Source organism: Pseudomonas extremaustralis, from assembly GCF_900102035.1.
GTDB classification, from domain to species: domain Bacteria; phylum Pseudomonadota; class Gammaproteobacteria; order Pseudomonadales; family Pseudomonadaceae; genus Aquipseudomonas; species Aquipseudomonas extremaustralis.
The window spans coordinates 1,647,063-1,667,473 of the sequence record NZ_LT629689.1 but is presented as its reverse complement, the minus strand read 5'-3'; the positions used below and the strand labels follow the sequence as shown (position 1 = coordinate 1,667,473).

13 protein-coding genes and 2 pseudogenes are annotated in these 20,411 nt (G+C 59.0%); 3 read left to right on the top strand and 12 right to left on the bottom strand.

Annotation, left to right across the window (positions count from 1 at the left end; translation table 11 throughout):
- The first annotated feature begins 87 nt into the window (after positions 1–87).
- On the top strand, positions 88–984 hold the full coding sequence (locus tag BLR63_RS07910; RefSeq protein WP_042946402.1) for a LysR family transcriptional regulator: 897 nt from the start codon (positions 88–90) through the stop codon (positions 982–984).
- Here BLR63_RS07910 and BLR63_RS07905 read toward each other — a convergent pair.
- The 3 genes from BLR63_RS07905 to BLR63_RS07895 all read right to left on the bottom strand — a co-directional run bounded on the left by BLR63_RS07905 (position 961) and on the right by BLR63_RS07895 (position 5,296).
- Complete coding sequence (locus BLR63_RS07905) at positions 961–2,157, bottom strand: iron-containing alcohol dehydrogenase (RefSeq protein WP_010562858.1); 1,197 nt, start codon at positions 2,155–2,157, stop codon at positions 961–963. The two genes, BLR63_RS07910 and BLR63_RS07905, sit on opposite strands and share 24 nt — an antisense overlap.
- 19 nt (positions 2,158–2,176) lie before the next feature.
- On the bottom strand, positions 2,177–3,661 hold the full coding sequence (locus BLR63_RS07900; protein ID WP_010562859.1) for an APC family permease: 1,485 nt from the start codon (positions 3,659–3,661) through the stop codon (positions 2,177–2,179).
- A 306-nt stretch (positions 3,662–3,967) separates the two neighbouring features.
- Positions 3,968–5,296, bottom strand: a complete 1,329-nt coding sequence (locus BLR63_RS07895) for an OprD family porin (RefSeq protein WP_010562860.1) — start codon at positions 5,294–5,296, stop codon at positions 3,968–3,970.
- 154 nt (positions 5,297–5,450) lie between these two features.
- On the opposite strand from BLR63_RS07895, the pseudogene BLR63_RS31105 reads away from it, so the two are divergent.
- A pseudogene (locus tag BLR63_RS31105) lies at positions 5,451–5,609 on the top strand (transposase); the annotation flags it as partial.
- 448 nt (positions 5,610–6,057) lie between these two features.
- Here BLR63_RS31105 and wecB read toward each other — a convergent pair.
- From wecB to BLR63_RS07875, 3 genes are all read right to left on the bottom strand, one after another.
- Positions 6,058–7,167: a non-hydrolyzing UDP-N-acetylglucosamine 2-epimerase gene (wecB, locus tag BLR63_RS07885; protein ID WP_010562862.1), complete on the bottom strand. Its 1,110-nt coding sequence runs from the start codon at positions 7,165–7,167 to the stop codon at positions 6,058–6,060.
- A complete protein-coding gene (locus BLR63_RS07880; RefSeq protein ID WP_010562863.1) occupies positions 7,168–7,482 on the bottom strand; it encodes a glycosyltransferase family 2 protein in 315 nt (104 codons plus the stop codon).
- A gap of 295 nt (positions 7,483–7,777) precedes the next feature.
- A complete protein-coding gene (locus BLR63_RS07875) occupies positions 7,778–8,563 on the bottom strand; it encodes an SDR family NAD(P)-dependent oxidoreductase (protein WP_042946403.1) in 786 nt (261 codons plus the stop codon).
- A gap of 96 nt (positions 8,564–8,659) precedes the next feature.
- On the opposite strand from BLR63_RS07875, the pseudogene BLR63_RS07870 reads away from it, so the two are divergent.
- A pseudogene (locus BLR63_RS07870) lies at positions 8,660–9,414 on the top strand (LysR family transcriptional regulator).
- Positions 9,415–9,626: 212 nt separating this feature from the next.
- Here BLR63_RS07870 and BLR63_RS07865 read toward each other — a convergent pair.
- The 6 genes from BLR63_RS07865 to tssK form a co-directional block, all read right to left on the bottom strand.
- A complete protein-coding gene (locus BLR63_RS07865) occupies positions 9,627–10,496 on the bottom strand; it encodes an ADP-polyphosphate phosphotransferase (protein ID WP_010562866.1) in 870 nt (289 codons plus the stop codon).
- A 95-nt stretch (positions 10,497–10,591) separates the two neighbouring features.
- Entirely contained in the window at positions 10,592–11,296 is a 705-nt protein-coding gene (locus BLR63_RS07860) for a response regulator (RefSeq protein WP_197676790.1), read from the bottom strand.
- Positions 11,229–14,399: a response regulator gene (locus BLR63_RS07855; protein ID WP_010562868.1), complete on the bottom strand. Its 3,171-nt coding sequence runs from the start codon at positions 14,397–14,399 to the stop codon at positions 11,229–11,231. Before BLR63_RS07855 ends, BLR63_RS07860 begins: the two co-directional genes overlap by 68 nt.
- Positions 14,396–18,337 carry a type VI secretion protein IcmF/TssM N-terminal domain-containing protein gene (locus BLR63_RS07850; RefSeq protein WP_010562869.1) on the bottom strand — a complete coding sequence of 1,314 codons (3,942 nt, stop codon included), beginning with the start codon at positions 18,335–18,337 and terminating at the stop codon, positions 14,396–14,398. Before BLR63_RS07850 ends, BLR63_RS07855 begins: the two co-directional genes overlap by 4 nt.
- Positions 18,337–19,005 carry a DotU family type IV/VI secretion system protein gene (locus BLR63_RS07845; protein WP_010562870.1) on the bottom strand — a complete coding sequence of 223 codons (669 nt, stop codon included), beginning with the start codon at positions 19,003–19,005 and terminating at the stop codon, positions 18,337–18,339. Before BLR63_RS07845 ends, BLR63_RS07850 begins: the two co-directional genes overlap by 1 nt.
- A complete protein-coding gene (gene tssK / locus BLR63_RS07840) occupies positions 19,002–20,384 on the bottom strand; it encodes a type VI secretion system baseplate subunit TssK (RefSeq protein WP_010562871.1) in 1,383 nt (460 codons plus the stop codon). The genes BLR63_RS07845 and tssK overlap by 4 nt, the downstream gene beginning before the upstream one ends.
- Between the last annotated feature and the right edge of the window lie 27 nt (positions 20,385–20,411).

Sequence of the window (20,411 nt, the reverse complement as noted above, 5' to 3'; positions counted from 1 at the left end):
GTGCCATGGGCACACAAGCCCGATTGACGCTGCCCGTACCCTGGCGTTGAATGAGGCCCTCCATGGGGCTGTCGTCAGAGAATCGCTGTGCTTAGAAATGTCACGGATATGGATTTACGCCTCTTGCGCATCTTTTCCGTTGTGGTCAGGTGCGGAGGGTTCACAGCGGCCCAGGCCGAGCTGAACATGAGCCAATCGAATATCAGCACGCATATTTCCACCCTGGAAAAACGCTTGGGATACCGCATTTGCGAGCGCGGCAAAGGTGGCTTTCGCCTGACGGAAAAGGGCCAGCGCATTCTCAAGGCCTCGTCGGCGCTGTTCGGTGCGGTGGATGCCTTTCGCGATGAGGCGCAAAACCTGGCGGGACGCCTGGTAGGGGATCTGTACCTGGGCCTGGCGGACAATATCGCCACGTTGCCTACGGCACGCATCGATGGGGCGATCGCGCGGTTCTATCAGCGTGAGCACGATATGCACCTGCATATTTTCATCAATTCACCGACGGAACTGGAGCGCGCAGTGATCGATGGGCAACTGGACATGGCCATCTCGTATTTCAGCCGCACGTTGCCGACCCTGGACTATCAGCCCTTATACAGCGAGGCGATCGGTATTTTCTGCGGCCGCCACCACCCGCTTTTCAACGTTGAAGCCCCCAGCCTGGCGCAGTTGGAAGCTTGTGACTGGATCAAGCACGGCTTTCTACCCGCCGACCAGGTACTGCCGGTCGTGCCCAGGCGCGCATCGGCCACCGCCTACCATATGGAAGCGGTGGCCCACGGTGTTTTGGCGGGGACGCACTTGGGGTATCTGCCGGCGCACTACGCCACGCCGTGGATCGCCAATGGCCATATGCGTGCGCTGCACCCCGAAACCCTGCATTACGCGGTGCAGCACAGCATGATCACCCATATCGGCCATCCGCAAAGCGAGGCAGTGCGGGCCTTTATCGACGACCTACGAATGGAACACGGCCGGTAGCTGGCCATGTACCGCGTTGCGGAAGATCTGGCTGTAGTCGCCGGCATCCAAGGGGCGGGCATTGGTGTCTGAAGACGAGATGTCGGCCAGCGCCTGTTCGCCGACCCAGGCTGCGGCGTCCGCATCCAGGCCAATCTCGCTTAATGAGTGGGGAATGCCTAGTTGCTTGCGCAGTTGCAGCACCCAGCGCACGAACCCGTCGAAATCAGGTTGGGGTAGTTCCAGGTAGCGCGCCAGGCGGGCAATGTCGGCATTGATGACCGGTTGATTGGCGATCAGCACATAGGGCAGCAGGATCGCGTTCAACAACCCGTGGTGCTTGTGGAAACGCGCGCCCAGGGGGTGAGCCAGTGCGTGGACGCCGCCCAGGCCTTTCTGGAACGCCACGGCGGCCATGGCGGACGCCACCAGCATGCCTTCACGGGCGACCATATCCTGGCCATCCGCGCAGGCAGTTGCCAGGTGTTGTCGGATCAGGCGTATGCCTTCCACGGCGACGCCTGCCGACATAGGGTGATACAGCGGTGAGCAAAACGCTTCTATATGGTGGGTGAGGGCATCCATGCCCGTTGCGGCGGTAAGTGCCGCCGGCAGGCCGCGGGTCAGGATAGGGTCGAGGATGACGGTGGCGGGTAACAGCTCCGGGTGGCTGATGACCTGCTTGATGCCTTGCTCGCTCACCGTCAGCACGGCTTCGCGCCCCAGCTCCGAGCCGGTGCCGGCGGTGGTGGGCAAGGCGATCAGCTTGGGCAGGTCCAGGCGGGGGAAGTCCGCCAGGCTCGGGTAACGCTCGATGACCTGGGACCACTCGAATCGTGCAAGTCCCTGGCGGTCAACGGTCGCCAGGGCAACACCTTTGGCCGCGTCCATGGCACTGCCGCCGCCCAGGGCAATCAGCGAATCATGTCCGCCCGCCTGGAACACCGTGACACCTCGCGCTACGTCGTCCAGCGTGGGGTTGCTGTGGATGTCACTGAATACTGCGAATGGGATATCTGCCTGGGTCAGATGGGCTTTGAGCAAGGCCAGGGGTTCGAGGGCGAGCATGCCAGGGTCGGTCACCAACAGGGGCTTGCGCATCTCCAGCAGGGTGCAGCGTTGCGCCAGGATTTCCAGTGCGCCGGGGCCGCAAAAGATTTCCGTGGGGTAATTCCAATAATGTAAAGCGGGCATCTGAAACTCCGTGTCCAGTTTAAAGAGTGGGTACTTGCGGGGTGCCAGTGCGCTGGTAAGGCTTGGCCCAGAACAGGTAGATCAGGCCCAGCAAGGCCAGGGACGAGAACACCAGAATCACCGCCCATACCTGAAACCACGGGGCATCGGGCGGGGCCAGGGCTTCCCGTGGCCAGGCCACGTTGATGCTTTCGAATACCAGCCAGACAAATGCTGCAACGTTGACCGTGATGCCCCAGCGCCCGAGGCTGAACGTGCCGTGCTCGACCTTCCAGGTACCGTTGAGGCGGGCGAGCAGGGCGCAGGTCACCACAATCAGGAACACAAAGAAGAAGCCACCGCTGCCGAACGCGATCAACGTGCCTACGGCGGTTGCATTCAACCCCAAGGCCAGGCCGAGGCTTGCAAACAAGGTGCTGAACACCATCGCCGCGAACGGCACTTTGCGTTTATCCACCCGGCGCAGCAGCGCGGAGGCCGGCAGGATGTTGTCGCGGGCCATGCCAAATACCGCGCGACCGATATAGGTTTGTACCGAAACCACGCAGGCAATGAAGGCCACCAGCACCACGGCCACGAAGGGACGTTCGGCCCAGGCGCCGAAGGCATCGACGACGGCCGGGGTCACCGGGTCGATGACTTGACCGGAGACCAGAGCGGCAGTGTCGGTATAGGACAGCGTCACGGCAAATGCGGTGAGCATCACGGTCAGCCCCACCAGGATCATCGAGCGCAGGATTGCGCGGGGAGTCGAGGTACGGGCGTCGGCGGTTTCCTCGGACACTTGCGAGCACGCGTCAAAGCCGAGAAAGGCCCAGCCACCGACGGCCATGGCGGTAAGGAAACCGGAAAAATAGCGGCCGTCGCCAGTGGAGGTTGAACTCAGTCCTTCCAACAACAAGGCAAACGAATGATTGCGGAAGAACAACAGCAACAGCACGCCGATACCAATCGAGGCAATCGCTTCGGCAACGATTCCCGCATTGACGAAGTACTTGAGTGGGTTGATTCCCAACAGGTTCACCGCCAACCCCAGCACCAACAACGCGGCACCGCTCAACACCTGGGCATTCGCCGACGGCGGTTCACCCGTCGCCAGCAGCCACAACCAGAACCCGCCGAGGTAAGCGACCGTGGTCAACGAAGCCAGGGCCGACGCCAGGTACATGAACCCGGTAAACCAGGCCCAGCGATCGCCCGCCAAGCGCTTGACCCACTGATAACAACCACCGGCCAATGGGTATTGCGAGGCGAGTTCGGCATACACCAGCGCCACCAGCAATTGCAGGGCGAGGCACAAGGGCACGATCCAGACCCAGGAAGGGCCGGCATTCATGGCGCCGAGGGACATTACCGAATAGATACCCACCACCGGTGAGACCGTGGCGAAACCGACTGAAAACGATGACCAGAGCGAAAGGCCCCGGTGCAGTTGTTGAGCGTAGCCGTGGCTGTGCAACAGGTGCTCATCGGCGTTTTGCCGTTCAGACAAATGAGAGGACATAGGTATTCCTTGGGTCGGCAGACACATTATTTTTAGGATCGCCCTTGTGGTCAGGGCGTACCGACGATGCGTGCTCCATCACGGGGAGGAGTGGGGGAGAGCTTAAGAGAGGCAAACATTTGGAAAAATCCATATGTTTGTAGGCTGACATTTGGGTTTATTAATGTTTTGGCGGCGCACAGTAGCGTGCATCGTTGGGCGCGGCGATCTGCTTGTTGTCGTAAGTTATTGATTTAACTCAACTAAATGGTTATTTAGTTGAGTTGGCTATCTGGGTGAATCGCTCTGGATTCCCTAGGCACCTTTTTAGAAGATATTCAACGGGTACTCAGTAATCAGGCGCGTCTGCACCAAATGCCCACCGGTAGAAGCATCGCCATCGTGCCAAGCCTCCCGCAGGTGAACAGTCAGTTTCTTGGCCGGGCCACTCTGTACGACGTATTTCACTTCGGCGTCGGTTTCGTGTTCCTGGTCGTTGGCACCATAGGCCCCGGCGTAGGCCGAGTTACTGGCAGTATGCGTACCGTCGATGCCGGAACCGCGAATATGACGAGCCATGAAACTCAGGCCTGGGACGCCAAAGGCACTCATGTCCAAGTCATAGCGCATCTGCCAGGATCTCTCGCCCGGGCCGTTGAAGTCGGAGTACTGCACCGAATCAGCGAGGTTGATCGAGTTACCGTAGCGGCCGGCACCGACACCGGCGTTGGTCTCCCCAAAGCCGACATAGTCGAACGGCTCGTCACCATGGATCTTTTGTCCGGCCAGGGTGAAGGTGTGCGCGCCCAGGGTGTAGGCAGCCGCCAGCGAGGCAGCAGTGGTGTCGATGCTACCGGCCTTGGCGCTGCCGTCATCCAGTGTGCGATACAGGTTGAAGTCCAGTGCGACGGATTGGTCACCGGCCAATGGATGAACAAGGTTTAAGTTGATGTAGTACTGGTTCCAAACGTCTTCCAGGTGCGCTCCGTACAGAGATGCGGTGAACTCCTTACTGAACTGGTACTTGCCACCCGCGAAGCTGGCCGACGCTGCTTCCACACCGGCATAGCTAGCGAGAATGTCGCCGCTGCGCGACGTGGTGGTGTTACCGGTGCCAGCGGTGTAATGACCAGCCTCCAGGTTCAGTCCCATGATTTCATTACTGTTGATCTGAAAGCCTGATGCGGTCTGGGGCATCAGGTAGTTATCAGCGGTGGCAAATACAGGCGACGTGGGCTGCAAGTCGCCGACCTTGAGCGTGGTATTGGAAACACGGAACTTGACGTCACCGCCGGCCTTCGCGAGGCCGTGATCCGGATTGCCATTGGCATCGGAAGGAATGTTCGGGCCTCCGGCACGGTCGGTGCTCCCGTCGATGCGCAGCGCCAGGTCGGCAAACGCATCAATGCCAACGCCGATGGTGCCTTGGGTGAAGCCCGAGCTGAAGGTCGCCATCAGCGCCTGACTCCAGTCACGGGTGTGGGTGCCGCTGCCGTTCTGGTTCCAGAACATGTTGCGATTCAGAATATTTAAACTGCTGTCCGCGACAAACCCCTTGGAATCGGACTGATCGCTGGCATAGCTCATGGCCGGCAAGGCAAATGCCAGCGCCATGGCCAAGGTATTTAGTTGAAGTGCCGATTGGTGTTTTTTCATTATTTTTGCTCCAGTGCACGATGTCGTGTTGGAGCATTAAGGCGGATAGCCCAGACGATCAACAAATGAAACCAGATGAATATTCTGATAGTAGACTTGGCGGCTAAACAAGCCAGCTTGTTACTTGCATCCGCACCAACAACCACGAGTCAGCAGCATCTACAAGCACTTGAGCAAATGCAGCGTGCTCTACAAAGCCAAGCGCAAAATCGAAAAAGCCAAGACGCAGGTGCGTGCGAAAGTGGAGCACCCATTCCGGGTAATCAAACGCCAGTTCGGCTACGTGAAAACTCGCTTGCGAGGATTGGTCAAGCAGCTGAGATTTGGCTGGTATCACACAGAATTATGTAACGTTATGTTGCGCATAATGTATATTATGTTAAATAATATGCTATGTCAGATACGTTCATAATGTCGCCTGCACCCAAAAACCGGACTTTGCCTCGAATTACCAGAATCTCGCTATCCGCACCCTATCTCCTTGCCTTTCGAGATTCCCGCTGGCTCTGAGCACCGATTCTCCAGACTTGAAAGCTAGAATTCCAATCGCGATCTGAATCCTTTCTCCAAGACCATCAACCACCTCCAATGGAGGTCAGTTCGAAACCTGTAAGTGAACGCCCGACTATCTGAACATAGAACTCAACGCGAGACAGCGACAAATCTTCATCTTGACCGAACAGATTGTCAGTCTGCGAAACTCCAACAGCTTCAAAGTCACGGCACCTTGAAGCTGGCCCACGGTACCGGTGAGAGATAGATCATCCGCATTGCTGGAAGTACTGCCTTAAAACGCCCACGATGCGCTCTGCTGCCTTGCCATCGCCAAAAGGCGAAACCCCGCGAGCCATGGTCCGATACGCATCAGTGTCTTCGAGAAGACGCTGCGCCTGTTCGATGATGGTGTCGCGATTGACACCCACCAGCTTCATCACTCCCATATCCACGGCTTCCGGCCGTTCGGTTTCTTCTCGCAACACCAGCACTGGTTTACCCAGTGCCGGCGCTTCTTCCTGCACCCCGCCGGAATCACTGATGATCAGATAGGCGCGCTTCATGGCGGCAATGAACGATGCATAGTCCAGAGGGCCGCATAGAATGATGTTGGGTGTCTGCCCCAGGAATGCATAGGCAACATCTTTGATATTCGGATTAGGGTGTACCGGATACAGAATCTGGATATCCGGATTCCGCTGGGCCAAGGTTTTTAACGCCTGGCAAATGCCTTGGAACGGCTCACCGAAATTTTCTCGACGATGGGAAGTTACCAGCACCAGACGCTTGCTTGAATCCAAGTCAATGTCGAGCGGCAGAGTTTGCGCAGCCGTCATGAGCAATGCATCGATAACCGTATTGCCGGTCATACTGATATCCGCTGCGGGCACGCCTTCGCGAAACAGGTTGTCCACGGCCCCCTGGGTCGGCGCAAAATGCCAACGAGCCAGTTTGCTGACGATCACACGGTTTGCTTCTTCTGGAAAAGGATTGTACAGGTCTCCAGTGCGCAGCCCCGCTTCTATATGACCGAACGGAATCCGCAGATAGAAACAAGCCAAGGCCGCGCTCATGACCGTCGTCGTATCACCTTGCGCCAATACTACGTCCGGTTTCTCGGACTGCAATACGCTGTCCAGCCCCGACAGCAGGCGCGCAGTCAGTGCTGTCAGCGACTGATCGGGACGCATGATGTCCAAATCCAGATCGGGCGTAATGCCGAAAAGCCCCAGCACCTGATCTAGCATGTCTCTGTGTTGGGCTGTAGCCAGTACCCGACACTGGATATCTTCCTCGGCCAGCAGAGCTTTGATGACTGGAGCCATCTTGATGGCTTCAGGGCGCGTACCAATGATGCAGAGGACCTTTTTGGTCATTTATTTTCTCTTCCGATGCATATCTGACGCCCAGACGTCCCGATAGGTATGGGGGCTCCAGGTCCACCACTTTGCCTCATAAATCGCTTTGTTTTTTTCGAAAAGTGCCTGCTTTTTTTCTAGGCCTAATTTATTGAACGAAGCAGACAAATGGTGGTGAACGAAGACATCTTCGGCACACGCAGCGCGCTTGCCGCTTTGCTGCACGCGACGACTCGGGTGCCCTTCGGCCCACATCTTCAGGAACGTGGGCGTATCGTCGCTGGACTGGTTATCGACGACGATTATCTCAAGGTTGGCATAGTTGCTCTGCATCACTAGTCTGTCCAGACACGCTTTGCTCAAGAGCTGAGGGCGCGATGTTGCCAGGTCTTACCCTGCGCAAACAACTGACGTGCCTGAAATGCAGAAAGGCAATTTCGAGATCCAGCATTTCCCGTGTGACATTGCCGAAGCCTTCATGATAATCCATGCAGTCATAGACCAGCGTGGAGTCAGGAACTCGTCGAGCGACCGGAAACCAATAAGCATGCTGGACGATGCAATGAGTAGTTAAAACGCTCTGTTATTACTTTCGCCCAAAAAAGAATAAACCGCCCGTGTCTTGACCTCAGGCCAGAGGGGCTTTGTTCTCAATCAGGCAGTTCCCGCCATCCACCACGAGGACTTCCCCTGTGATGTAACTGGCGTCAGGCGACGCCAGAAATGCAACCGCCGCCGCCACTTCGCGGGGGCTGCCTGACCGCCCAATCGGGGTAAAGCGCCCCGCCTCTGCTTCAACGGGCGTAGTTGAGCCGGTGGTGATCCATCCGGGAGCCACGCTGTTTACGGTAATCCCCTGCTTGGCGACTTCAAGTGAGAGCCCCATGTTCATACCAACCATCGCGGCCTTGGCGGCGCTATAAGCGGCTTCGCCCGGATTGCTTCCCCTGGTGCCCGTGGTGGAACTGATATTGACAATACGCCCGTAACTTCGCGCCCTCATACCGGGCAAAACGGCCCGAGTCAGAAGAAAAGCGGTTGTTAAGTTTCTGGCCAGTGAAAGATTCCACTCATGCAGTTCCATCGTCGCCAGTTCCGAGAAAATCTCAGGGCTTCCTTGCATGGCCATACCAGCATTATTCACCAGAATATCCACCCTACCCCAGACTGACTCTGCCCATAGGCTGAATTCACGTACCTGGCTTTCATCGGTGAGGTCAGTTGGCCGACCTTCAACTTCGAATCCTTCAAGGCGTAGCTCTTCAATCCGATCCGCGATGCGGTTGCTGCTGGCAGTGATAATCAACTTCGCCCCGGCTGCACCTAGCCTGCGAGCAATAGCCATACCGATCCCAGATTCACTCCCGGCACCACTGACAAGTGCCACATGCCCCCTCAATTCCGAACCCAACATGGTGTGCCCCACGTATTTAATTTGAAAGAGAGTAGAAATTAGGCCAATAACCCTGATAAATAAAGACGATCATCATCAGAAAGTTTGACAACCATCATGGCGTTTACCAGTGAGTCACTTAAAGTTTTCCTCTCGGTCGTCGACAGCGGGTCCTTTTCTGCGGCCGCTCGAAAATTAGGCCGGGTCCCCTCTTCCATCAACATGGCGGTCTCGCAGCTAGAAGCAGAGCTGGACTTGCGATGGCATCGGAGTTGCAGACAAGCGTATGGAATCGTCCGCTGTCCATTATCGCCAGGGAGTTTCCCACGCTTGAAATCGAGATTCGCTCCGCGTTCCATGCGGAGGCGATGCGCATGCTCCATGAAGGGCGTGTGCAATTGGCACTTGGATTTGAACGACCAGGGCTTGACGAACGGGAGATGTTTCTTGAAGCGGGGAGCCAATTGTTAGTCGCAGTTGCCTCCCCAGATCATCCTACGGCCGCCGGCAAGAATAGCCCCTTGGGTGAAGAGCAACTGGTCAACGTTCGGCAGATCATCGTTGCTACTGGAGGACCTACAGACTCTGAACCACGAGTTGTGCTTTCACGGCGGATTTGGCACAGCGACAATTATCTAGCGACTCTGGATCTGGTGCAGCAAGGATTGGGCTGGGCTTATCTTCCACAACCCCTAGTACAACCTCTAATCACTTCGGGCGCATTGACGGAGGTAGTGTTTGACAACATGCCGAGCCAGATGAGGTTATGGGTCGATATCATCTGGGTAAAGAACCGACCTCTGGGGCTGGGAGTGCGTCGTTACCTGAGTCTGATGCGCGAAATTGCCGAGGGCGAGCCTCGTCGCGTTTGAGGAGTAATAAATTGCGGGCCACTCTCAGTGCTCGCCAACTGTTGAGAATGCACAATCACAGGGTAATGTGTATGCATCCCCACATAACGATGCCCTCATTCTCCGGCATGAAATCACCCTCATCCCGCTCATTGATAATGTCCACGCCCTGCCCCAGCGGCTTCCCAGTACTTGCTTACGCCTGCGAAGAGCCCGTTCGAGCAGGTCAATTATTATTCCAGTAGCTGCTTGCGGATATTCAGCAGTTCTTGATGGCGCTCCTCACTGGTCTTCGGATATGACATTTTCAGTTCATCCAGCACATCTGAAAATATCTGAGATACGATCAACCGGGCGTTTTTCTTGTCATCGGCAGGCACCACATACCAAGGTGTCTCCTTCGTACTTGTTGCACTAAGGCATTTTTCGTAGGCCTGCATATAGTCTTTCCAATACTTACGTTCCTCGATATCCGCAGCGCTGAATTTCCAGTTTTTTTCCGGTGTGTCGATGCGATCGATGAAGCGCTTTCGTTGCTCGTCTTTCGAGAGATGGAGAAAGAATTTGATGACGCGTGTGCCGTTGCTTGAAAGGTGTTGCTCCAAATTGGAGATCGAGCGGTATCGGTCGTTCCAGACATTACTATTGTGTTCAACCGTATCCGGGAGCCCTTCGCTGCGGAGAATCTCCGGATGGACGCGAGTTATCAGCACCTCCTCATAGTACGACCGATTGAATATGCCAATCCGCCCGCGCTCCGGTAGATTGCGCGTGCTTCGCCATAGAAAGTCGTGTTCCAACTCAGCCGTGCTGGGATGCTTGAAGCTGAATACCTGGCAACCCTGCGGATTCACACCGGACATCACATGCTTGATGGCGCCATCTTTTCCTGCCGCATCCATCGCCTGGAAAATCAGCAGAATGGCATAGCGATTGGATGCATAAAGAAGCTGTTGTTGTGCGCTCAATTGCGCGACATGTGCTTTCAGAAGTTTGCGATATTGCCGTTTTGACTTGTAGAAAGGTTCCACCTTGGTCGGCCACTTGTGGAGATTGACCTTGTCGCCTTCTCGTACTCTAAAATCTGCCGAATTGATTTTCATAGGGCACTCGTTCTCGGATCAACACAACGTTCAAAGAAGCTAAGAATCACCATAACATAAACCCGATTACGTCAAACCTTGTGACCAGCGCCCTGTTATTGATCCCCTTCAAGCAGACCGAGCCGATACGCCCACTGGGTCATATCGGCGGCGTTATGTGCGTCCAGTTTCCTCATCAGATTGAGTCGATGGGTCTCTACGGTTTTGAGGCCGATACACAATATCTCGGCAACGTCTCGATTACGCGCGCCTTCGGCCACCAGCTTCAAGACTTGGCGCTCTCGCCCCGTCAGGCTGATACCGGCCGCCTGCCCTCCTCCACGCAGTGCCATGACTTGCGCGGCATCGAGACCGGAATCGATATAGATTTTCCCCAAGCGCACTTGGGCGATAGCCTGGAGCAGATCCTCCCGCCGGCTTCGTTTGAGCACATAACCGACCGCGCCGGCCTCTAATGCCAGCGCGGCGTTATGTTCAGAGACCGTGGAAGTCAGGGCGATGATGAGGATCGCGGGCCAGCGCCTGGCGATCAAGCTCAGGGCCGAGACGCCATCGAGCAACGGCATGTTCAGGTCCATCAACACCAGATCGGGCTGCAAGGCGCGGCACAGGGCAATGGCCTGCTGACCGTCTTCGGCCTCGCCAGCTACGGTCAGTTCCGGTACATCGGCGAGCAAAGCACACAAGCCCTCGCGAATCATTGCGTGATCATCCACCAGCAACAAACGGCACTCAGGCATCGTCGGGTTTTCCAGGTTGTCCAGAGGGGCCTGGCTGACGCGCAGCCAGGATTGAACCATGCATTTCCAGTTGCAGCAGCGCAGCGACTATCGTGGCGACGTCCGAGTCAACCGCAGCCCGTTCCATCAACGCAGCCGACGCTTCCAAAGCCGCTTCACCGAATTGCCCGGCGCTGCCCTTGAGGCTATGGGCGATACGCGCGGACTCCGCATGATCGACCTGCGCCACCGACTCCCTGAGCCGAAGCAGCAAGGCCTGGCAGTCCGCCAGGAACAAACGCTGCAGACGCGGTGCACGCAGTGGGTCCTGTTCATCGAGCGGCATCAGGATAGGCATGGGCGCCGCCGGGCACGGTAGCGAAGGCCCTGGGCTGCGCAACTCCATCCCCCGCGCCTGCTGCCGCACGATCACTCGCGTGATCGCGTCGAACAACTGCATCGGTAAGACCGGTTTGGCGAGATAGTCATTGGCGCCGGCTTCGATGAACCGTTCACGGTCACCGCTCATGGCATTGGCGGTCAAAGCGATGACGTAAACCTCCTCATCCAGAACTGAGCACTGCCCTGAACGCAACTGACGAACAGCCTCCATGCCATCCATTCGCGGCATTTGTCCGTCCATCAATACCGCATCGAAAACCTTCCGACCGAGGATTTCCAGTGCTTCGACGCCGTCGCGGGCATGGATGACGCGATGGCCGAAACGCTCCAGGAACAACTGTGTAATCTCCCGATTGGTAGCGATGTCATCGACCACCAGGACGTCCAGGCTGAAGTCATGCCGCTCCAGACTGCGCAACGGCGATGGCGTCTCGCTGAGCGTCGGCGTTGCGCCGCTCTGCACCTCGCACAAGGTCCGATAGAAAGGCTGTCGACGCAGGGGCCTGACAACGCACGCGGCCAGGCCATGGGCACGCAGCTCATCGGCAGATGGCAATGATTCCACCTGCGAAGCCATCAGCACGATGCGCGTGGTCGCCAGTGTCGGGGCGGCACGGCACAGGTCGGCGAACTCGATGCCATCGACCATCGGCAGGCGCCAATTGACCAATACCAAGTCGAACATGATCCCCAGTTGCGCCTGTTCGCGCATCAGGTTCAAGGCTTCTTCGGCTGACGCCGCGCCCTGGCACAGCATCTGCCACTGGCCGAGCATCTCCATCAACGCCCCACGTTCATCGGCGTGCTCATCGACCACCAGGGTTCGCAGCCCCCACAACCGTGGAGCATCGGCCGCGCGCGCCGGGCATTGCGGCAAGGGCAAGGTCAGCGTGAAGGTAGACCCCACGCCCGCTTGGCTTTGCAACTCGATACCCCCGCCCATCAACCTGGCCAGGCGTTGGCTGATGGACAAGCCCAACCCGGTACCGCCGTAGTTTCGGGTGGTGGAGGCATCGGCCTGTAAAAATGCCTCGAACACCGAACACTGCGCCGACGGTGCGATGCCGATGCCGGTATCGATGACCTGAAACCCGAGCCGGTCGCCATCCGCCCGCCATACCAGCAAGCGAATCGAGCCACTGGCCGTGAACTTGACAGCGTTACTCAAGAGATTGAGCAAAATCTGCCGCAGTCGCCACGGGTCGCCGCTCACGTACCCCGGTACATCGGTGGCAATGTGGCAGATCATGCGCACGCCCTTCTCCGCCGCGCGCGGCGCCAACAGTTCGGTGACATCTTCCAGCACTTCTGTCAGATCGAACTCCACCTGTTCGATATTCACGTTGCCCGATTCGATTTTGGAGAAGTCCAGGATGTCGCTGATCAACGCCAGCAAGGCTTCGGAGTTCTCGCGGATGGCCGTGACAAAATGCTGTTGTTGAGGCGTGAGCAGCGTATCCGCCAGCAAATGATTCATGCCGATGACGGCGTTCATCGGGGTACGGATTTCATGGCTCATATTGGCCAGGAACTGCCCCTTGAGTTGGTTGGCCTGGTTGGCGATATCCCGGGCGCCCTGCAGTTCCTGAGTGCGCACCGCCACCAGGTGCTCCAGCCCGGCCTGTTGGGCTTGCAAGGCATCGAGCAAGCGGTTGTAAGCCCTGGCGAAGCGGCCCAGCTCATCCGTGCGCGCCTCTGGCAAGCGCCGGGACAGGTCGTCGCCACGGGCGGTCTCTTCGATTTCCCGCGCAAAGCGTGCCAGCGGCCGCGCCAACTCGCGATGCAAGACCCAAAGTAGACCAAGGGCCAACAGGATAAAGCCGACAATCGCAAAAGGGACCTCGGCGAGAATCAGCCCCAACGCGCCTGCGCGTAGCTGTGCTTGCGGATACAGCGTCAACAGATACCAATCCGGTTGCCCCAGGTGAGCGACGACCATCGGTGTGTCGGTGTCGAAGCGCCCGATCTGCGGGAAGCCGGCCGCAGCAGGCAAATCCCCGATCAGTTGCTTGAGCCTGTCGCGGGAAACCGCCTCCAGTGTATTGCCGGAAAGATCGGCAATGCGCTGGCCTTGTGCATCCAGCAACAGGGTGGGATAGCCCTTGAGCAACTGCCCGATACGGGCCAAACGCTCATCCAGCTTCAATTCATAGCCGGTCATGAACAAAGGTTTGCCCGAAGCATCCCGGGCGACCACCGCAACGCTGATCAACTGGCGGCCCAGCGACGGCTCGTAATAGGGCCCGTCCCAGACAACCTGGCGTCCATCTGCCGACAATCCGTCGAACAGCGCGCGCAAATGAGTCGCTCGGGCCTGGGCGAAGCCCGAAGGAATATCGACTTGCGTGGAGAACGCCGCCCCAGCGTCGGGGAAATAGAAAAACGTATCGACTGTCATCGCCTGGCCGGCCGTACCGAAGGCTTCGGCGGCGGAGGCGGCGCGGGACAACCGTTCCGTGGCCGAGGCGTCTTGTACGGACGGGTTGAGCACCCAATCCATGGTGCTGCGTTGGAAAATATTGCCACCAAACTCGTTTGCCGCGCCGCTGTTCCAGCGCGTCATCAGTCGTCTGGCGCCCTCCTCGGCGTCGCGAAAATCGTCGTTGTCCACACTGGAGAGCAAAGCCAGGCGCTGGCTGAGATCCTCCAGCGCCTTGCCTTGCAGTTGTTCATACGTACGCCAGGCGCTGAGCCCGGCGGCCACGCACCAACTCAACGCCAGCACCAGCGCCAGGACACCTGTAATGCGTAGCGCCAGTGACGCGCGCCAGCCCTTCGTCACAGGTCGACCTTGCCGGCAGCTGCGCTGTCGAGTGTGGCGGCCACGCCCATTTTGCCCACGATGTCACGAATCGCCCGTTGCGCGGCCGCGTCGTCACGCAACGCCACCACCAGCAACCGCGTCGCCTTGTCACCGGTTATCGACTGCGTGGCTTCGCGTCGGCTGGTCAAGCCCAAGATGCGCAGTTGCGCTTCAAGGTTCTTCAAGCGCGTCTCGTTGTCATAGGTGCCAAGATCCAACCGTAGCCCTTCACCGGCCGACAGCCCCGTCGCCACGGGCCGGGGCGTCCAGCACCAGGCAATCTGGGTCGGCGGTTGAATACTCGCGACCCCCTGCTCGGTGGGCGAACCGAGGGCGGCCAGACGGACACTGGTCGCGGCCGCCTGGGCATCCATGGCCGTCAACTGTTCGGCGATGCCGTTCAACTGTGCATCGATGACAACGGCCTGACGCTGCAATTGGTCGGCCTGGCTGTACTTGTCCATCAAGACCTGTTCGCCCTCCTGGCGGTAGGTCAGTTGAATGCCGATAAGATTCTCGCTGCCCATCAAGTTGCGCTGGCTCGGAAAATCATCGACGCCAAAGGTGTGTTGCCCGCCATTGAACAACCGCAGGAAGTCCACGAACGCGCGGTCCCCGGTCCAGTGCCGGGTCAACTTGAAGTTGGCGAAGCTGATCTCCAGGGTGACATCGGCACAGGCCCCCGGTGCCCAGACGAAGCTGGCGCTGGTGGGAAAGTTGAAGTTATCCAGCACCGTCGAGCGGCCACTGCATTGCAGTGTCAGGCGCGTTTGCTGAGGCAGCGAACGGGCGCCGAGGTTGACCTGTGACGGCGCGGCGGACAACTCCACCACTGCCGCAGTGGCCTGCAGGATGGCAATGCTCTGCTTGAGCTCAGCCCGTTGCGCCACCAGGCCTTTCTGCTCGGCTTCCAGTGCCTGTCGGCTTTGATGCTCCGTGGCCTGCTGGGCCTGGCTCTGGCGCTCGGCACCGAGCAGATCGTTGCGCGCATGCTGCATACGACTGACATACGCATAAAACGCACCGGTCAGCGGAATTTGCACACCCAGCGCCTCCCGTCCGCTGTAGCGCTGCACATCGCGCTGCACGAAGGTTTTCACCGCCCCACTCATAAAGGCCGGCAGTTGACCGCGCTCGCCGTACAGCAGCTCGTTGAGCATGACCGGGTCCTGCACGCCCTGGATCGAACTGAGCAACTGCCCGCTCCAATCACTTTGCAGGCGGCAGGCCGCCACTTCAGAGACATAGTGCGAGGAAAAGTCCAGCTGGCCGGTCGCCAGCGACCAGACCACATCCTCACGCGGATCAGGCCCCTTCAGCGCCTGGATCAATGCACTGCGCACGCTATCGGCTTCCCACAGCGGCGCGGACTTCACCGAAGGATCGGCGCCGAAGCCCCAAGTATCCATGGCCACCTGGAACGCTTGCGCATCGCTTTTTTGCAGATCGGCCACCACACCTTTCATCAACTGTTGAAACCTGCCCAATGCACGGGCCTGGGCCAACTCGTCACGCAAGCCGTTGACGCCACTCTCGATCGAGCCGCCATTGGCCATACCCTTGAGCACATCTCCTCCCAAGGCATTGGTGATTTTCAGACTGCCCAGCGCGCCGGCTTCGCCATGCAGATCATTGTTGCTGGCCAGTTCAAGCAAACGGTCGAGGGACACCGCACGATTCGCCCAAGGCGCCCGTTGCTCGATTGGGATCAAAGCGAACCGTTCGGCACTGCGATGCAGCAGCTTCAGGAACGGATCGTTGGGCGTACCGACCACACTCAGGGCCAATTGCCAGTCACTGCGCGTCTTCAAGCGTGTCTGCGCACTGAGCAGGCTGCCCTGGATAAACCGATACCAGGCATCCTGGGTATCGCTTTGATACTGATCGAGGAACTTCACCCGCTGCGTCTTCCATAACGCACTGTCACGGCTGGCGAGGCCGAGTTCATCCATGAACGCAAAAATTGCACTGTGCCCTTGCGACGTGTAGGCACCGGAAAGACTCAGGTCAGGGTTACCGCTATCGTTCCAGTATTCCGACAGCCGGATCGGCTGCAGATTGCCCTGCAGTTCGGCCCAGGCTTTCAGCCACGTCAGAGGGCGGCCTTCAAGCCCCATGCTTTCCAACTGGCCCAGCAAGGCAGCGCGCTGGCCCTGCATCTGCGCCAGATCGGTTTGCCACTCCAGATAGGAGCGATAGCTGCTCCCCAGGGTGACCAGTTGCCCGGCGCTGATCGCTTGCTTGGAGCCGTAGGTCAAGTTCAGGAAACCCACTTCGAAACCGGGCAACGGCAAGTCATCCATCGACTGATTATTCAGGCGGGCATCGAGCAGGTTGATCCGCCGCACGAGGAATTCGGCATACGCGGCAATCAACCGTGGATCGCCGCTGTTCAGCGCGCCGCGCAGGTTTTGCGAAATGAAACCGTCGAAGACCGGCGTGCGTATTTCGCTGTCGAACAGCCTGACGTAGTCGGAGCGATAGTGCGCCTGGACTTGGTCGATATGGCGCGAGAACGGCAGCAAGCCATGCCATCCGCCCTGCTGCTGGGCAGACAGGCTGATCAACGCTTGGCGAAAGCGCCGCAATGCATCCAGATCGGTCTCCAACCCACCGTCGAAATCCTCCGCCGCCGGCGGTTCGTCGAGCGCTTCGCTGAGCACGGCCTGAGTGTGGTGGTCGGCATACACCAGCAAGGCGCCAAAGCCGACACACAGTCCCAACCAGCCAATCACGGCGGCATGGGCCAACAGCCTGCGCCAGCGATGCCAACTATCGATGGGTTGATAGGCATGGCGTTGCGCGGGCAACAGCTGGCCCAGCAACTCATGACTGAACCAGCCTTCGCTGGTGCCGTCGGCCTCTTGCCCTTGCGCCGTCACGAACAGCCCGCAGAGCAGCGGCAACTCGCTGTAGGGGTTGGCGTCAAACGCCGGCAACAGCAGATGTTCCAGACGTGAACGTAAGTCGACGATGCGCTCCGGCAGACTGAAGGCATCTTGATCAGGCAGGCCGCGCACGCCCAACTCGATGCGCAAGTCGAACAGGCGCTGGCCAAGCCCGCTGAACATTTCCTCGAGAAACGCCTGCGCCGCCCCCGTGCGCTGTCGGCTGAGCAGGCCAAACGGTTGCTCGCGTTGCGGCGGCGTGAGGGCCGAAGCCCACTGGCTGAAACCCGGCAAGGCTTCGGCACCGGTAATGATGAAATACACCGGCAAACGGGCACCAAAGACTTTCACCAGGTCGTCAAGACGGCGGCGTAGATTGTGTCCTTGCTCGGCCAGGCTCGCATCGGAGTCGTTCAACAGGCGCTGGCAGTCAATCACCAGCAGTACACCGTTGAGGGGTTCGCGGCGTCGCGAACGCAGCAACCAGTACAGCAACCGCCGCCATTCGGGGCCCGCGTCGCTGTTGCCCTCGGCCATGCGCGCGGCGGGTTCGATGATCACTCCACGTTCAAGGAACCACCAATCCAGGGCCCCGGTCGAGGCCGCCGGCTTTCCACCGCGGGTCGAACGCAAGGCCGAGGTCAACCCGCTGTTGCCCAGCAACGTGCGGGTGCCGCTGCCACTTTCGCCCAGCATCAGGAACCAGGGCAGCACATACAGCGGTGAACCCAATCGACTTAGGCGCGATTGGCGCAACATCTGCACGCCGCTGTTCCAGTCCTGATCGAGCGCCGGCGCTTCATCGCGGCGACGCTGGGGCAACTCGCTGTTCATCCGCCGACGCAAGCGCCAGGCATACCAGCGTCGGCCGATCCAACGCAGGCACAAAACCACCAACAGCGTAACGACGCAAATCACCGGCACGTACCACAATGGCCAGCTTTCGTAGAGCGCCAGGCCCCAGAGCAGCAGCACAATGCAGACCAACAGCAGCAACCCGAGCAACAACACCCCTGTTTTTTTCAACATCAGCGCATCTCCAGCAGTTGGCTGACTTGTCGACCCAGGGAGAGATCGAGACTGATGTAAAGCACGGTCAACACAATCAAGGGCACCCCAATCAGCAGCAGCAACGAAAGACCGGGCAAGCCCCGGCGCACCGCACGCAGACGTGTCGGCAAGTGGTCCTCGGGTTGTTCGAAGAGATGGCTGTCGGCATCCAGCGGCACCATCTGCCGATCGAGAATGATCCGCTCCAGGCAGAGCCGACGGTATTGCGTCAGCTCACCCCCCGGACGGGTCGCGTAGCGCCCCTGGAAGCCACCGAGCAACGCCAGGCCGAAGACCTCGCGGGCACCGACCGCCGCTTCGGGCAACGCCTCCAGGCGCTGGAAGAACTCGACACCGGCACGGCTGGTGGAAAAGTAGTGACGCTGCAACGGTGCCCGCCGCCATTCTGCCGCCCCCGGCCATTCGCCGGACATGGCCGCCTCATCGATCCAGGCAACCACCGCGAACAACGCCTCACGGACTTCGGCCTCGGCAAAACGCAGTTCGCGAGCCCGATTGGCGGCGCCATCGAGCAGCACGATGAGTGCCGGCGCAAGCGTTTCATAGGACTGCGCCGGATCAACGAAGCCGCGCTTGGCAGCCTCGAAACTCGACATCCAGCAGTCGGCCAGGCGGGGATTGATCATGTGCGCACCACCACCAGGTCGATGCTCAGGTCAGCCGGCGGCTGCGGCAGGAAAAACGCGGCCTGACGCTCCTGCTCCAGCGTTTCCCAACCATCGCTCAGGGTTTCCACACGGAAGTACAACGCGCCGGCCACCCGCGGCAGTCCCTGGGGCGGCACTTGCAAGTAGATCAACTCGACGCCGGGCAAGGCGCGGTTGACCAGGCCTTGCATGACACTGAGGGCTCCCAGCTTGCCATCCAACGGCAGGCTCTCGGCCAGCCACACCGGATCGCCCAGACTGCGCGCCACCAGGTAGTAACGATGCCGCGGGCCGAAAAACGCGTCCGGCAAGGGGGCCTGATAAAAACCTTCCTGTGGTTGCAGGTGAACCAGCAACTCCGAGCCGATGCTGATTTCATTCAGTTGCTGGCCGATCAAGGCCACCAGTGCAATCGTCGCTGCCCCTGCGTCTTCATGTTTGTAGGGCGGTACCAACTGACGGCCATCCGGGGTCTCGCCGAGCATGTCGCAGACATCGGAAAACAGACTCAACTCACCGACCAGTTGGCGCAGGGTGCCGTAAAGCTGCCACGGCGAAACCTGCGGTGTTTCCAGCAAATGGGTGAGCAACGGGCCATAACGATTCAGTACCGCCAGGGCCATCAGATGATTGACCTGGGCCGCATCGAGATCGCCGCGCCGCGACTCGCCCGGCTGCTTGTACACCGACAATTGCCGCGCCCGCCCGACCAGTTCGTCACGGACTTCACGCAAGGTTTGCAGGAGCATCGGCGATGCCGCCAGATTGACCGACGGCGGCACGTAGCGCTGGGCCGGCCGGAGGCGATCACCGTCCAGCTCAAAACGCGCAATCGGCAGCAACTCGTAGGCGCTCAAATGCTCCAGCTCATCGTCCCAGAACAGCCGCAATACATAGGACATCGGGCGCACCCGCGCTTCCGGGGAATCGCCGAGACGATCACCGATCACTTCCGGGTCGGCCGCCACGATAAAGCGCGCTTCAGCCCGGGAACCCGCCGACAACGTCTCGAACACCTGCGCGTTGGCATCGCCCGGCAACAAGCGGCGCAGCCCCACAAACAGCGTGCGACCGCCACTGAACTCGCCCAGGTCAAGGGTGCGCGATTCCAGCATCGCATTGCCCGGATACTCGGCCAGCGTGCCTTCGGCGAAGCGCACCGACAATTGCTCCAGCAGGCATTGCTTGGCAACCAGCGCGGGCTCGTTGATCTTCAGCGAGATCAGGCCCCACGGGTACGGATGGTTCAATTCCGTGGTACGGGTCAGACGATGCTCGATACGCGCATCGTTCTGTTGAAAATGCTGAGGCTGGAGGAACAAGCCCTGGTGCCAATACAACAACTGATCGATATTCATAGGGCTCGGTTTCAGGCAAAAATTTTA

Excerpts from the sequence above, each read along its gene's own strand:
- BLR63_RS07900 (WP_010562859.1), bottom strand. The coding sequence starts at position 3,661 with ATGTCCTCTCATTTGTCTGAACGGCAAAACGCCGATGAGCACCTGTTG.
- BLR63_RS07845 (WP_010562870.1), bottom strand. The coding sequence starts at position 19,005 with ATGATCAATCCCCGCCTGGCCGACTGCTGGATGTCGAGTTTCGAGGCT.
- BLR63_RS07895 (WP_010562860.1), bottom strand. The coding sequence starts at position 5,296 with ATGAAAAAACACCAATCGGCACTTCAACTAAATACCTTGGCCATGGCG.
- BLR63_RS07880 (WP_010562863.1), bottom strand. The coding sequence starts at position 7,482 with ATGCAGAGCAACTATGCCAACCTTGAGATAATCGTCGTCGATAACCAG.
- BLR63_RS07865 (WP_010562866.1), bottom strand. The coding sequence starts at position 10,496 with ATGAAAATCAATTCGGCAGATTTTAGAGTACGAGAAGGCGACAAGGTC.
- BLR63_RS07850 (WP_010562869.1), bottom strand. The coding sequence starts at position 18,337 with ATGTTGAAAAAAACAGGGGTGTTGTTGCTCGGGTTGCTGCTGTTGGTC.
- BLR63_RS07905 (WP_010562858.1), bottom strand. The coding sequence starts at position 2,157 with ATGCCCGCTTTACATTATTGGAATTACCCCACGGAAATCTTTTGCGGC.
- BLR63_RS07875 (WP_042946403.1), bottom strand. The coding sequence starts at position 8,563 with ATGTTGGGTTCGGAATTGAGGGGGCATGTGGCACTTGTCAGTGGTGCC.
- tssK (WP_010562871.1), bottom strand. The coding sequence starts at position 20,384 with ATGAATATCGATCAGTTGTTGTATTGGCACCAGGGCTTGTTCCTCCAG.
- wecB (WP_010562862.1), bottom strand. The coding sequence starts at position 7,167 with ATGACCAAAAAGGTCCTCTGCATCATTGGTACGCGCCCTGAAGCCATC.
- BLR63_RS07860 (WP_197676790.1), bottom strand. The coding sequence starts at position 11,296 with ATGGTTCAATCCTGGCTGCGCGTCAGCCAGGCCCCTCTGGACAACCTG.